The organism is Streptomyces sp. NRRL F-5122 (assembly GCF_001507435.1).
Taxonomy (GTDB): Bacteria; Actinomycetota; Actinomycetes; order Streptomycetales; family Streptomycetaceae; genus Streptomyces; species Streptomyces lannensis.
Genome location: NZ_LMWH01000278.1, coordinates 246,914 through 260,341 on the forward strand (window position 1 = coordinate 246,914; position 13,428 = coordinate 260,341).

13 protein-coding genes are annotated in these 13,428 nt (G+C 67.0%); 5 read left to right on the forward strand and 8 right to left on the reverse strand.

All coding sequences use genetic code 11. The features are described from left to right. Positions 1-189: 189 nt before the first annotated feature. From ADL25_RS51190 to ADL25_RS39495, 7 genes are all read right to left on the reverse strand, one after another. Entirely contained in the window at positions 190-567 is a 378-nt protein-coding gene (locus ADL25_RS51190) for an NAD(P)-dependent oxidoreductase (protein ID WP_234381233.1), read from the reverse strand. Beyond that, a complete protein-coding gene (locus ADL25_RS51195; RefSeq protein ID WP_324614096.1) occupies positions 488-979 on the reverse strand; it encodes an NAD(P)-dependent oxidoreductase in 492 nt (163 codons plus the stop codon). Before ADL25_RS51195 ends, ADL25_RS51190 begins: the two co-directional genes overlap by 80 nt. After that, on the reverse strand, positions 976-1,215 hold the full coding sequence (locus tag ADL25_RS51200) for a hypothetical protein (protein WP_063805836.1): 240 nt from the start codon (positions 1,213-1,215) through the stop codon (positions 976-978). Before ADL25_RS51200 ends, ADL25_RS51195 begins: the two co-directional genes overlap by 4 nt. 182 nt (positions 1,216-1,397) lie before the next feature. Continuing rightward, positions 1,398-1,679, reverse strand: coding sequence for a hypothetical protein (locus tag ADL25_RS39480; protein WP_059132720.1), 282 nt, complete (start codon positions 1,677-1,679; stop codon positions 1,398-1,400). Between the two features lie 371 nt (positions 1,680-2,050). Continuing rightward, positions 2,051-2,452, reverse strand: coding sequence for a cupin domain-containing protein (locus ADL25_RS39485; RefSeq protein ID WP_059132721.1), 402 nt, complete (start codon positions 2,450-2,452; stop codon positions 2,051-2,053). A gap of 1,492 nt (positions 2,453-3,944) precedes the next feature. After that, positions 3,945-4,805, reverse strand: a complete 861-nt coding sequence (locus ADL25_RS39490) for a methyltransferase domain-containing protein (RefSeq protein ID WP_059132722.1) — start codon at positions 4,803-4,805, stop codon at positions 3,945-3,947. 1,394 nt (positions 4,806-6,199) lie between these two features. Next, the gene (locus ADL25_RS39495) at positions 6,200-7,168 is read right to left on the reverse strand and encodes a TIGR01777 family oxidoreductase (RefSeq protein WP_059132723.1); all 969 of its coding nucleotides are present in this window, start codon (positions 7,166-7,168) and stop codon (positions 6,200-6,202) included. A gap of 321 nt (positions 7,169-7,489) precedes the next feature. Between ADL25_RS39495 and ADL25_RS39500 the strand changes: the two genes are divergently transcribed. Then, the gene (locus ADL25_RS39500) at positions 7,490-8,191 is read left to right on the forward strand and encodes a hypothetical protein (protein WP_059132724.1); all 702 of its coding nucleotides are present in this window, start codon (positions 7,490-7,492) and stop codon (positions 8,189-8,191) included. A gap of 306 nt (positions 8,192-8,497) precedes the next feature. After that, positions 8,498-9,265 (forward strand): GNAT family N-acetyltransferase, encoded by a 768-nt coding sequence (locus ADL25_RS39505; RefSeq protein ID WP_059132725.1) that lies wholly within the window; start codon positions 8,498-8,500, stop codon positions 9,263-9,265. Positions 9,266-9,603: 338 nt separating this feature from the next. On the opposite strand, the gene ADL25_RS49440 is transcribed toward ADL25_RS39505, so the two are convergent. Then, the gene (locus ADL25_RS49440) at positions 9,604-10,035 is read right to left on the reverse strand and encodes a hypothetical protein (RefSeq protein WP_059132726.1); all 432 of its coding nucleotides are present in this window, start codon (positions 10,033-10,035) and stop codon (positions 9,604-9,606) included. A gap of 378 nt (positions 10,036-10,413) precedes the next feature. Between ADL25_RS49440 and ADL25_RS39515 the strand changes: the two genes are divergently transcribed. The 3 genes from ADL25_RS39515 (at position 10,414) to ADL25_RS39525 (ending at position 13,052) form a co-directional block, all read left to right on the forward strand. Then, entirely contained in the window at positions 10,414-11,370 is a 957-nt protein-coding gene (locus ADL25_RS39515) for a GlxA family transcriptional regulator (protein ID WP_059132727.1), read from the forward strand. 105 nt (positions 11,371-11,475) lie between these two features. Beyond that, positions 11,476-12,483: a type I glyceraldehyde-3-phosphate dehydrogenase gene (gene gap, locus ADL25_RS39520; protein WP_059132765.1), complete on the forward strand. Its 1,008-nt coding sequence runs from the start codon at positions 11,476-11,478 to the stop codon at positions 12,481-12,483. Positions 12,484-12,764: 281 nt separating this feature from the next. Next, positions 12,765-13,052: a DUF1905 domain-containing protein gene (locus tag ADL25_RS39525; RefSeq protein WP_059132728.1), complete on the forward strand. Its 288-nt coding sequence runs from the start codon at positions 12,765-12,767 to the stop codon at positions 13,050-13,052. The last annotated feature ends 376 nt before the right edge of the window (positions 13,053-13,428 follow it).

The window sequence follows — 13,428 nt, forward strand, 5'->3', positions numbered from 1 at the left end:
GAGCCTGAGCGAGGACTACCGCACGCAAGGAAGCAGGGCCGATGAACGCCATACCGACGAGGCAGGGGCGTTCGCTGCGGATGCCCCTTTTCGTGCATGCCCTGAACGGCACGTCGCAACGAAGCCTTCAGCGCCTCTGCCCTCTCCTTTGAGCAGTGTCCCCGGGCTCGCAAACGTCTCACCACAGACTCACATTTGCGCCACGGGCATACCACTCAACACCTCACCGCCGACACGATCACCGGCGCGTTTGCCCGGTTCTCTCGCCGCTTGGATGGTGTGGACCACATTGTGCAAGTCGTCGCCCCGCACGTACCGCTGCAACTGTCCCCGCAGGAAGTTCATGCTCATCCCGGGGAAAGCGCCGGTGAACGCCGCGACATGTGGTGTGATCAGCGCACCGGGCAAATTCCAGAGCGGATGGCCGGCGGGCAGGGGTTCCGGGTCCGTCACATCCATGGCGATGCGAAGCCGGCCCGTGCGTAGCTCATTGACTACGGCGCCGGTGTCCAGGAGTTCCCCGCGGGCGACGTTCACCACCAGGGCTCCGTCCTTCAGAAGCTTCACGCGTGTCAGCGCCGAACATGCATCGTGTGTGCTCGGTCAACGGTGCGCACAACACCACCGCGTCGACCGTGGGCAGCAGCTTCGGCAGTTCCATGACCCCGTGCACAAGACCGGTGGGAGCTGTGCGCCCGGTCCGTGCCACGAGCACCACCTCACACCGGAACACACTCAGCCGGTCCGCGACGGCCGCGCCCACGGCGCCGTGGCCGACGACCATGACCCGCTTGCCGATCAGTGTGGATCGGTACTCGGGAAGCCACTGCCTCGCGCCCTGCCGGTGCACGAACTGGTCGACGCCACGGGACAGCGCGAGGAGAAGGGTGACGGCCAACTCGGCGGTGGCCTTACCATGAACCCCTCGGGCCGTCGCCAGCGTCGTGCCGGGCAGCATCAGATCCAGCGACGGCCTCATGTAGTCATAGCCGGAGCTGAGCAGCTGGACGACTCCAGACGTCGCATACCCGCGAGCACGCGACCCAGGGCACGCTCTGCGCCCGGCACCGGTGGGCTCACCAGGAAGCGAACCTCCCCCGGGTCACCGGGCAGCGCGGTGGAACCGTCCCAGTAGCCGTAGGAAAGGGCGTCCGGTAGCCCGCGTATCTCCTCCTGGCGGTACGGGAGCCACACGGCCATGCCGTCCTGCATCATGCATCAACTTCTTCCGATTCCTGCCATGCTGAGCCGGCCGACGCCCAGTCGCCGCCGGCCGCCCAGGAGTCGTTCCACTGTCCACTGTCTTGTCCGTGCTTCGAAACACGCCGCCCCGCCGCGGTCGAACACCGTGCCCCCTCGGCCGTCGCCCTGCCGTGTTCAGTACGTGCACGCGTGCATCACCCGCGCAGGATCAGGTGAAGCGCGTCCTTGAACGGTGTCAGTTTGGTGGCCTCCGGCGAGTTCACGCCGTCGAGCTCGGCGTTGGCGCCGCCGGACATCTCGACGACGTCATCGGTTGTCTCGCTGGCCTCGGCACTTCCCTCGTAGAGGCCGGTCAGGCCGTAGACGCCCGCGCCGGCCACGGCGGCCCGGCGGCAGTGCCGGCCGTGCCGAGGAAAGTCCGTCTGGAGTGCTTCATAGTTGTTGTTCCCGTGATCAAGGTGGTTGTCATGTGTCACCGCCTCGGGTCAGGCACGTAGGACTTCAGGCCGATGTTCCTGTCGCGGCAAGGCGATTGAGCAACCTGAAGGGGACGGACCTGGCGGTGGTGGTCGCAGCCGCCGCGCCGTGGCGCACGGCACATGCGCGGCTTTCGCTGACGCTGACTGCGAAAATTGCAACCCGGCGTGGTTGACCGGCTCATTGCTACAGCGCGGCACTCGGATGGAATGCACGACTGAATGGATGTCGGCGATCACGGCTGGTGGGTGATCGGTACGTCAAGAGAGAGGCTTGAGGCCGAGACCCTCAGCTACATGTTCCGACTCTGTACGTGTTTCGTGAGTCGAACCGTTCTCGGTCCCGGCAAGTCCGGTCTTCGAGAGGACGGCTACTTCTCGGGGTGCAGGATGTTCTCCAACTGCTCGAATACATCCATGAGTCGGGGAGTGAAGTGGTCGGTTTCGCAGTCGCCCAGTTGTTGGCCGAGGTGTGGGCGTTCGCAGCCCTTCAGGTTCGCTTCCCGCCGGCCACCGGGATTGAAGAGACAGGCCAGCTTGGCGGCGCGAGAGGTGCGATTCACGAATCGATGGCGCACACCGCGCGCCACATGGACCAGGTCGCCGGCGAGGACCGTGAAAGCCGTGTCGCCCTGGATCAACTCAAGCTCCCCCTCGAGCAGGCAGAAGGCCTGGTCATGGTGGGGCTGGACGTGCGCAGCGGGTCCTTCACCCGGCAGTACACCCACCACCACGAATCCCAGGCACTCGTCCGCGTAGATGTCTCCAGGCATCCAACTCGCCGAGGTTCCGCCGGCGGAGATGCCATGCAGCGTCTGACGCGTACGACGGTCCTGTGACGCCGACAACAAGACGTACACCTCTCTCGGAAATCGGTGGTTCGCTGAGCGGGAATCGCTCATGCCCACAGTGGCTCGGCTCATTAGAAATCTGCGCGCGTGCACAGACGGAACCGAGGTAGGAGACAGCGATGACGGCCTCTCAAGCAAGGCCGAGAGCAGGCTGATCGGATCAACGAATCGGCCGCCGCTGCCCTACACTTGAGAAACATGCTCTTCGCATCGCCAGCATCACGTACTTGCTGAATCAATTAAATTCGCCGACTATTGTTCTGTCAAGCAGGCCGAATCATCGGGCTGCCGAATTTGATTCTTCATGAACTTGGAAACGCAATTCATCCAGCGTCCGGCCAGATACATGCGAGATTCTCGATCGACTCGCCCATCGACTGCGCCAGGATTCTCAAGTTGCCATTGAGTTCCCCCAGGGTAGTCATGAAGTCCCGTCAAAAGTCAGAAAGTCGGCAAGCCATGCCTCACGTACGGTCATCTGTCCGGGGCTCCGCAAAGGAGCGGCCACCTGTTGCAGGCCCATGTCGTGGGTACCTTGTACGGTGGCGCGCGCGACGAACGCGTCGAGGCGACTGTTGCGGCGGGTGGTGACGGCGGAGTCGGAGTGCTCCCGCCGATTCCGAACGTCTTGCGGGCGGACGTTGCCCAGCACTCCGCACAGGACGAGAAGAACTGCCGCAGAGACACGCCGCAGTGGTCTGCGTGTGATGGCGGCGCGGGGAGCCACCCCTGGAGCGAACAAGGTCATGCCTCCAACACGGATCGCATGGCCGAGATGGTTCATTGTCATCGGCATGCGTGAGGACTCCACCGTGAAACAAGCGCGTGAGCCTGCCAATCACGTGCCCCTGACGGGACTGCTCGCGCGGCAGGGCACGGCAGGCAGGCAGGGCACGGCACGGCACGGCACAAGTTGATCCCACACCAGCAGCCAACGCGTGGGATCACGATCCAGGACTGGATTGTTGGGCCCGCACATGGCCTTCGCGACCGGGGTTGGATGCCCGGCCGAGCGCCCAGGCCGACGAGCGCTCTGCTCAGGCAGTACCTGGCTCGCGCAATACATGGCATCGCGGAGCACATCCGTACCTGGTTCCGTGGCGACGAGCACGCCCTGCCCTCTTCGGGGAGGGCCGCGCCGTCAGCCGACCGGCACCGCGAGAGAACAGTGCCGCCACCCGGCATCGTTGAGTTCGGCGTGCAAAGCTGCACCGATCGGGCCGACGGTGCGATGCCTCTCGAAGCAGCGTTCAGTCGGCCACGGGCCCTCCCCACGGCGGTGGCGCCGGAGCCCTCGCCTGTATGTCATCGCCGCTTCATCGCAATCCCGCCAAGGGAGCGGAAGGAGGCAGGAGACGGCACGGTTGACGGCGAAGCGGCCGACCGTGGGTCGCCGGCGCCATGCAGACGTCTGTCAGTGAAGTGGGACCCGGCCCAGGCCGATCCACATGGTGAAGGCGAACAAGAAGTCTCCCCGATCGACTGACCGGTACACCGAATCGTAGAACCGGTCGAACAGTTCAGCAGAGAGGCGGCTTTGCGCAAATGTGCTATTGAAGAACGGGACGATGACGCCGGCGTCCGCAAGCGACGTAAAGCGAAGCGTCACCGGAAGGATGGTGGTGCTCCGCAACCCGCTTTTGACCATGCGGGAGCGGATCGCCCGCCCTGCCACCAGGTCGGTGTCCACGGGGAAGAAGTCGGCCACCACCTGCTCGAGGTGATCGAACCCGTCGCCTACGGAGGACGACCAGTCGGTGTCGATCACGCATACACGTCCGCCAGGTCGCGTCACCCGGGCCAGCTCCTTGAGCGCGATATCAGGATCCTGCACATGTTGCAGGACACGCTCGCAGCGCACACCGTCGAAGTGGTCGTCCGGGAAATCGAGCGCGGTGATGTCCCCGACCGCGTAGTCGACCGGCCTACCGTCGTTCCGAGACCGTGCCGCGGCGATCACATGCTCGGACAGGTCGATCGCGGCAACCGATCCCCTCCCTCCGACACGCTCTCCCAACTGCCGTGCGACCTCTCCGACGCCGCAGCCGGCGTCAAGCAGTCGCTCACCTGCCGCGGGGGCGAACACCTCGAAGGCGGCTGCCCGAACCCGCTGCATTTCATGATGAGCGGCTACGGCATCAAGATAGGAAATGACCGTTTTCTGGAGCTCCGCGGACTCCGCATTGAGCTGCGCGAACGGGTTGTCCGACGAACCGGCGCCACCACTCCGATGCGTGTCGTCGACGGCCCCGGCGTTCTGGTCCTGAATACTCACTCTGACCTCTGTACATGCGTAGCGGACTGTATTGACTGATTGCTGCCGGGCCGGCGGTGTTGTAGCGCCGGCCCAGCGCTCCGGAGTGCGTGCGACCGTCGCGGCACTGGACCCGAGCTCCTGGGGTGCTGCTTCCCCGGGGGATACCGCGATCCCGCAGCCGTTCGCCGAGGTGGGCCGGCCCCAGGCTGCGTGGTTTCATACCGCGGTCGCGGCACCCCTACGTGCTTCGGTTTCCGTCGCGCACCGGAAAGGGACGCACATCACATCTACTCGTCCGATTGGAAGAAGTAGGTACGACGTGCTGTCGGCAGTAACGGGAGTCGCGTGCCTGAGCAAAACTACGTCTCGCGGCAGCGCTCCGATTCACGCAGTCGCTCGGGCCCGCTCCGACCACTGACCCGGCTTGTCAGCCGCGGAGTTGAGCCGGGAACGCGAGTGTCGGTGGATTGTGTCCAAGTCGCGATTCGCGCCTTTCGCATGCTCAAGTGCTCAGTGGTCGAAGGGGCGGTGGCAACGCCGAGGGGCATTGCCATCTGCACGGGATCACATGCAGACCCCGCTCAGGCGCACGCGGTGGCCTCACGAACGACGGATGCCGTACTGGAGGCCGACGCGGCACAGCCGCAGTCGGCCGGACACCCCCTGCAGCTTCCTTGTTGAGTCAAGCATTATTTACTTGTACCGTCAAATTCCTCTCTACGGAGACTGCCGTACCCGCACCAGTCAACGCGCCCGGCGAACCGGTCGGGCACATCGGACCGAGGTCGTCACAGGCCGGCAGTTGACCGGTCCGGGCCCGCAAGCCCCTCCAGTCGACCTTCATGCGACGGTCGACCTGTCGAGCAATGGAATCTGACGTCGCCGAAAGCACGGGTCCCGCATGAGACTTCGTACTCCGGATCGCGCAGCGAAGTACACGTGGTCCCGACACCTACGGTGGGAGGAACCTGACGGCCACCCGAACCTCCGAGATGATTCGCTTCGCCGACCCGGAGGAGGGTTGCCACTGCAAGCGCCGCGGCAACGGCGCCGATCGCTGTCCAGCGGTTCGATGCCACCTCATTCCCCCAGCGATGCTTGACCTCGAAACAAGCCCATCGTCGGCCTGGCCGTACATCGCCTCGGAGATGGGAAGGCACCGGCCGACCGGCTCAACGGCTGGTGCTGCTGAGATTCGTCTCCCGGCCTCGAATGACAAGGCGGCATCATCAGGTGGTCTTCGTCCTCATTCGCTAGCCTGCCGCGGTCGATCCCCTGCGTGCAGAGGTGAGGGAGCGAAGGAAGCAAGTCCCCTCAGTGGCGGGCCCGCCCTCAATCCCGCCACATGCGACGAGCAGTCGCGCCCCTTCAGCTGCCACACCTTTTCGGCGGGGCGTTTGGTTCACGCCTCTTCAGTCACGGCCCGGTTGCCGGACCGAGCGAGCGGATCGGACCCGATCAACGAGGTCGGCGACAGCCTTGTCCCACTCGGGATACGCGAACGTGAAGCCGGCCGTGTGCAATCGACCCGGTACCACTCGGCGGCTCTTGAGCAACAACTCCGTGTCCGAGCGCAGCGCGAACGCCCCGAGCTCCGCCATCCAGCGTGTTGCCGGCAACCCGACGGGAACGCCCCAGGCAGCACGAAGCGCCCTCATGAGATCTCGTTGGGGAAGAGGCCCGGGCGACGCCAGGTTGACCGGCCCTTCGAGATCCTCCCGGGCGATCAGGAACTCCACCGCGCCCACGAAGTCCTCTTCATGGATCCAGGACACGTACTGCGCGCCGCCCGCAACCGGTCCGCCCAGCCCCAGTCGCGCCAGCTTCAGCAGTACGTCGAAGACCCCGCCGCGATCGGGGCTCATGACCATCGCCGCGCGCAGCGCGACCTTTCGTGTCGCCGGCGTCCACGACTCGGCCTGCGCCTGCTCCCAGTTCTTGGCGATCTCGACGCTGTAGGCCCAGTAGTCGGGCACCCCGGCTTCCGAACCGCCGATCACCCCCGTCGCCTCGTCGTGTGCGGCGTCGAAGCGATGGGCGTAGATCGTCGCGGTGCTCATCTGCAGCCAGAGGCGTGGTGGTCGCATGGCTGCGGCGATCGCCTTGCCGATCACCCGTGTCGAGTCCACTCGGGAATCCATCATGGCCCGCAGGTTCTCGTCGGTATAACGGCAGGACACGCTGCGCCCGGCGAGGTTGATCACGACGTCGGCGCCTTCGATCATGTCGGCCCAGGGGCCGAGGGTCACCCCGTCCCAGGCGATGTCACGCTCGCGTTCCGGATGCCTGGTCAGCACGGCGACCTCGTGGCCTGCCGAGGTCAGCGCACGGTCCAGGATCGTGCCTACCTGTCCGGTACCGCCGGGCAGCACTACCTTCATCGAGCCCCCTCAACTTCGGTGGACACAAGAGTAGACCTTGGATTTGAACGCGTTCAAACGGGGCCCGGCAACACCCGTACAAGGGTCGCGGACTGCCCTCGCGGAGGTGAGGTCACCGCCACGGACGCCGGACCGGGCACCTGACCGCCGGGGCCCCGGCCGGCCGCCCCGTCACCGGGCTCTCACGACCTGGGACCGCGAGTCCGCCCGTTGTCCCGACTGCCCAAGCACGCCTCACGACGATGGGGAACCACCACCCTCGACAGGTCGTGTCCTGATACGGGACGGAAGCGAAACCACGCCGGGCCGAATGGGGGGCTCATGCAGATCATCGAGGTGACGGGTTATGCCGTCCGGTCCGCAGTGATCACCATGAGACGCAAGGGGACGCCGCTGGAGTTCGTGATCTTTCCGATGCTGCACGTGGCCTCACCGACGTTCTACTCCCAGGTGCGCCTCAGGCTTAGGGACTGTGACCTCATAGTGCTCGAGGGAATCCGTGGACGGTCGGTCGGAGTGAGCGCACTCACGCTCGCCTACCGCTTCGCTCCGCGGCGGAAGCGCAATGGCCTGCAGGAGCAACACGAGGGCCTGTTACTCCCTGAGGGCGTGCCGATCCTCAACCCGGATGTGACCGCCGCCGAGGCGATCGAGGACCTCAAGACGCTGCCTCGCTGGATGTATCTGCTGCTCATGGTCGTGGCCCCCGTGATGGGCCTGGTGTTCGCGCTGCGTGGGCCGCGCGCCTTCCTCGACGAGGACATGGAGGTCGAGGATCTGCCGTCGACACTGCGCGCGGAGATGATGGCCGACGATCCGGTGGAGCGGGCGATGATCGGTCGGCGCGACCAGCGGTTGCTCGCCGCGCTCGGCGAGATCTACGCGGAGCGCGGCGAGGAGCGGATCCGAGTGGCCATCGTGTACGGCGCCGGCCACGTCCCGGCAATCGTGACGGGGCTGAGGGATCGTTATGGTTACCGGCCGCGGGAGGCGGAATGGCTCACCGTCCTGATCCCGGCTTAGGGTGCACACCGGGAGTGGATCTTGCACGTAGGGCCGCTCAACAGCGGTCGCCTGTGACCACGACCCGATGCTGTTTCGCTCCGCCCTCACCGTCGTGTGCTTCCCGTTCACTTCGGAGGTCCCGTCAGGCGATCGTGCTGTTCTGGCCCTCCGCCGCATTCACTGGGAGGTGCCGGCCCGGGACTACGCGCTCCGACTACGCGTATCTAACACAGCCGCTCTCAGTTGGCTGCGACGAGAAGCCGACGCAAGGGTGTGGTCACACGCCCGTCACACCGTCCGACACCGTGCCCCTACAGTTGGTCCATGGCGCACATGAATGACTCACGCAGGTCGATCGCAGACGCCTACGTCGCCGTGTTCGAGGGGTTGTCGACAGCCGGCGGCCGCACGAGAAGAAGTCCGCAGGGTGCCGTTCTGTCGATCTCCGGGGCCCCGGTCGCAGCGCTCAATGCGATCATCAGCCCCAGGCTGGAACCAGATGCGGACGACATAGCCGCATTGGCCGCCTCCGAGGCACCGTGGGACGTTCCTTGGAGCATTCATGTGCGCGGGATACCGGGGCCGCTGATCACCGAAGTGGCTGGGCGTAACGGGCTGACCCAGTTCAACACGGAGCCCCTCATGGTCAGGCGCCCCGGCCAGGGACCTCCGCCGCATTCGAGCGTCGGCCCGCTTCGCGTGCGGCCTGTGCCGTCCGATGAACTCGATCTCTACGCCCGAACGGTGGCCGAAGGCTTCGCAGCGCCGCACGAGACGTTCCAGGTGTTCAACAACCCGTCCTTCGCCAAGCTCGTCGGGGTGACCTTCTACCTGGCGGAAGTGGACGGCGTTCCGGTGGGGACGGGCATGACCTCCGTCTCCGGTGATCTGCTGGGCATCTTCAACGTCAGCACGCTCCCGCACTACCGACGGCGCGGCTATGGGCGGGCTGTGACCGTCGAGTTGGTGCGCGCGGGTTATGCCGCTGGTGCGACAACGGCCTACCTCTACGCCAGCAAGATGGGTGAGCCCGTGTACGAGTCGGTGGGTTTCGGCACCGAGGAGTACATGACCGTGATCACAGCTCCATGACGGCTGGGGCAGCATCGATGCCCACGGCCTCCTCGTGGGCGGAAAGTCGGCCATCGCCTTCCAGGTGGCGTTAACGGCCAGGACCCGGCCACGGCGGTACGCCGGGGGGAGCCGGCATCCGTTCTCGTGCGCCCAGCCGACCTTCCGGCCGGCTCACCGGCACAGACCGGGCCGCCGAGGACAGGACCCGGGCCGCGCAGTAGTCCATGACCGCTCGCCGGATCGCCCACTGCCTTCCGAACCTTCCGGCAGCGGCGAGCGGCCGACCATGGCACAGGGAACACCCCGGCCGCCTCGCCGCGTTCAGGTACGGGCCGAAGCCGCGCCCGACGGAGGGGTCATTGTGTTCCTTCGCACCGTCCGCTGTACGGCTCCTGCGCGTGGTGGGCCTGTTCGGCGTGTCTGCGGATCGCGGCCTCGATCCGCCTGCGCCGCTTCACGTTCCGTAGTACGGCGTGCTCGCTGATCCCTTGGCTGATCTCTTCTCGTGGGCTCTCGCCGATGCGCATGACGAACGGTTCGAGGTCGTCGCGGACCAGGTCCTCGATGTGCGCCCAGCCGCACCGCAGCACACAGGGGAAGGCCAGGAAGCGCCACCACCAGAGATGGCCCCACGGGTAGACGTGCTCGGGCGGCGGGATGATCGACGGCTCGGGCGGATACGCGGCCGCGGCTGCCCGCTGGGCCTCCTCGATCTCCGCCAGCACCTCGGCCGGGCTGCGGCGCAGGAGAGCGGGAAGGGCAGCGTCTAGCTCCTGGAGGTCAGGCACAGTGCTCCTCAACAGGGGTGGGCCCCGCTGTCGGGGAAGCAGCAGGGCCTGACGGGAGTGTGGCAGGCACACCCTAGGCGGGGGTGCGGCCTCCGGCATTCCGCGCATCGCGACACAAGTGAAGATTCGCGCACATGTCCTGCGGACGGCGCATGCCTTGGCCCCCTCGCATCCGCCTCGAGCACCCCGAACGGAGTGGTGGTGAGCCGGATCGGGTCGCCGTCGCCGTGCTGCGGAGTCCATGCGCCGCGGCTCGGGCGGCGACGGCCCGATCTCCGTTCGGATCAGGCAGAGGTTGGGCGGAGTGACCGCGGCGTCGGCGGTCGGCCTGGGAAGTTGCTCGGGCGGCCTTGATGACCTGCGCGTACGCTGTTCGCCGTGTCACACCGCCGCCTGCATCGTGTCGCCGTCCTTGTACTCGAGGGTGCGAAGCCGCTTGATGTCGGCATTCCCGCACAGGTGTTCACGACCCGGGCCAGCATGCCGTACGAGGTCCGGGTGTGCGGCGCCGCTCCCGGCCTTGTCACCGGCGGCGACGGCCTGTCGTATCACGTCGACGACGGTCTGGAGGCGCTCGAATGGGCCGAGACCGTCTTCATCCCGGGTTACCGGTTCCCGGACCGCGACGACCCACCACAGGCCGCCGTCGACGCCCTGATCGCCGCCCACGGTCGGGGCACGAGGCTCGCGGCCATCTCGACGGGCGCGTTCGCGCTCGCGGCGACCGGCCTGCTCGACGGCAAGCGCGCGACAACACACTGGCACTACACACGAGCGCTTGCGGCGAAGCATCCGCTCGTCAAGGTCGACGAGAACGTCCTCTTCGTCGACGAGGGAGACGTGCTGACGTCGGCGGGCGCCGCCTCGGGCATCGACTTGTGCCTGCACATCCTGCGCCGTGACCTCGGGGTGGCCGCGTCGAACCATGCGGCCCGGCGTCTGGTCGCGGCGCCCTACCGCAGCGGTGGTCAGGCGCAGTATGTGCCGCGCAGTGTTCCCGAGCCGCTCGGCGAGCGGTTCGCCTCGACCCGCGAATGGGCACTTCAACGGCTCGACGAGCCGCTCAGCCTCGAGGCGCTCGCCCGGCATGCGGCGGTGTCGCCGCGCACGTTCTCACGACGTTTCCACGAGGACACGGGGTACACACCCATGCAGTGGGTCATGCGTGCCCGGATCGATGTGGCCCGGGAGTTGCTCGAGCGTTCGCAGCGCAGTGTCGAGCAGATCGCCGCCGACGTCGGTCTCGGAACCGGCGCGAACATGCGGCTGCACTTCCAGCGCATTCTCGGCACCACGCCGAGCGAGTACCGGCGGACATTCACCCAGGGTGAGTAGCCCGTCGCTCCGGTGGCGCGATCCTTGCGAACCATGGCGCTCACGCCGCTGCCACGGCCGGACGCCGACCGCGAGCCTGGTGTCGAACCGAAGGGACACCAGACCATGACTCGCATCGCCATCAACGGATTCGGCCGCATCGGACGCAATGTGCTGCGAGCGCTGCTCGAGCGCCGCAGCGATCTGGAGATCGTTGCCGTCAACGACCTGACGGAGCCCGCCACCCTCGCACGGCTCCTCGCCTACGACACGACGGCCGGCCGACTCGGCCGGCCGGTGACCGTCGACGGTGACTCCCTCGTCGTCGACGGCCGTCGCATCAAGGTTCTCGCCGAGCGCGAACCGGCGCAGCTTCCCTGGGCCGAACTCGGCGTCGAGATCGTGCTCGAGGCCACCGGCCGTTTCACCTCGGCCAAGGCCGCCCGCGGCCACCTCGACGCAGGCGCGAAGAAGGTGCTCGTCAGCGCGCCGTCGGACGGTGCCGACGTCACGCTCGCGTTCGGTGTCAACACCGACGCCTACGACCCGGCCCTGCACACGATCGTCTCGAACGCCTCCTGCACGACCAATGCGCTCGCGCCCCTGGCCGCGGTGCTCGACGAGCTCGCCGGTATCGAGCACGGCTTCATGACGACGGTGCACGCCTACACACAGGAGCAGAACCTGCAGGACGGTCCGCATCGCGACGCCCGGCGGGCCCGTGCCGCCGCCGTCAACATCGTGCCGACCACGACGGGCGCCGCGAAGGCGATCGGCCACGTACTGCCCGGCCTCGACGGCAAACTGTCCGGCGACTCGATCCGCGTGCCCGTTCCGGTGGGCTCGATCGTCGAACTCAATACGACCGTCGCCCGCGATGTGACCCTCGACGACGTCCTGGAGGCCTACCGCGCGGCTGCGCAGGGTTCTCTCGCCGGCATCCTGGAGTACTCGGAGGACCCGCTCGTGTCCTCCGACATCACCGGCAACCCGGCCTCGTCGATCTTCGACTCGGCCCTCACCCGAGTCGACGGGCGCCACGTCAAGGTGGTCGCCTGGTACGACAACGAGTGGGGCTTCTCGAACCGTGTGATCGACACGCTCGAACTCCTCGCAGGCTCGACCGCCGACTGAAGTCTCGTGGAGCCTGCCGCCGACGGGTGACCGCGCGGCGCGACACGCATGTGACGCTGATGAGCCCCGCCCGGTGGTCTCCGGACGGGGTTCGTCTTGTTGCCGCGGGTGAAGACCGGTAGGACGTCGGCCCGCGATGCCCCGGGCGCGGACGCCTGCGTTCACCGTGGCCGGCAGGTCGGTCCGCTGTCCGCCCCGCCGCGCCGCGCCACTGACGAGTGAGGGCCCGAATGTACGCTGGGCCCGGACAGTTGCCCTCCTCGAGGAACCGGATCGCCCTCATGGAACTCGTCTTCGCCGGCCCCGTGATCGAATGGCGTGGCCCGTCTCCGTATTACTTCGTCACCGTGCCGGCCGAGGAGTCCGCCGATATCCGCGAGGTCGCCGCGATGGCGACCTACGGCTGGGGGGTGATTCCCGTGGAGGCCCGGATCGGCGGGACCGCCTTCACCACGTCGTTGTTCCCGAAGGACGGCGGCTATCTGCTGCCGCTCAAGAACGCTGTACGCAAGCCTCAAGGGCTCTCGGCAGGTGACGACGTAACCGTGGCCATGACAGTCCGCCTCTAGGTGGTCTGCGTTCGGACCGCCGTTCACGGCCACGGCGGGCCGTCGGGGCCGCGGTCCACGACCACGGCCCCGACAGTGAGCGTGCCGCCCCCGAGACGGCATGGAACCGCTGTGCGTCACGGCTGTCCGTGTACTCTCCCGATGACCACGCGGCCCTGCGATCGCCCGCCATCGGCAAGGAGGTCGCACTGCTCGAAGCGGAGCTCGAGTCCCCAACTGCGCGTGTTTCCACGGTGTGCGGGACTCCGGGATCCGGCCGGAGGGCGGCGACACCCGGAACCTGGCCGCCGCTCCTCCGCCTCCCTGCCGGCTCCCCCGTCCGGCCGGCTTCGCCACCGGCTGGACCGGACCGCAATCCGGGCCCACCCCCGCCCTG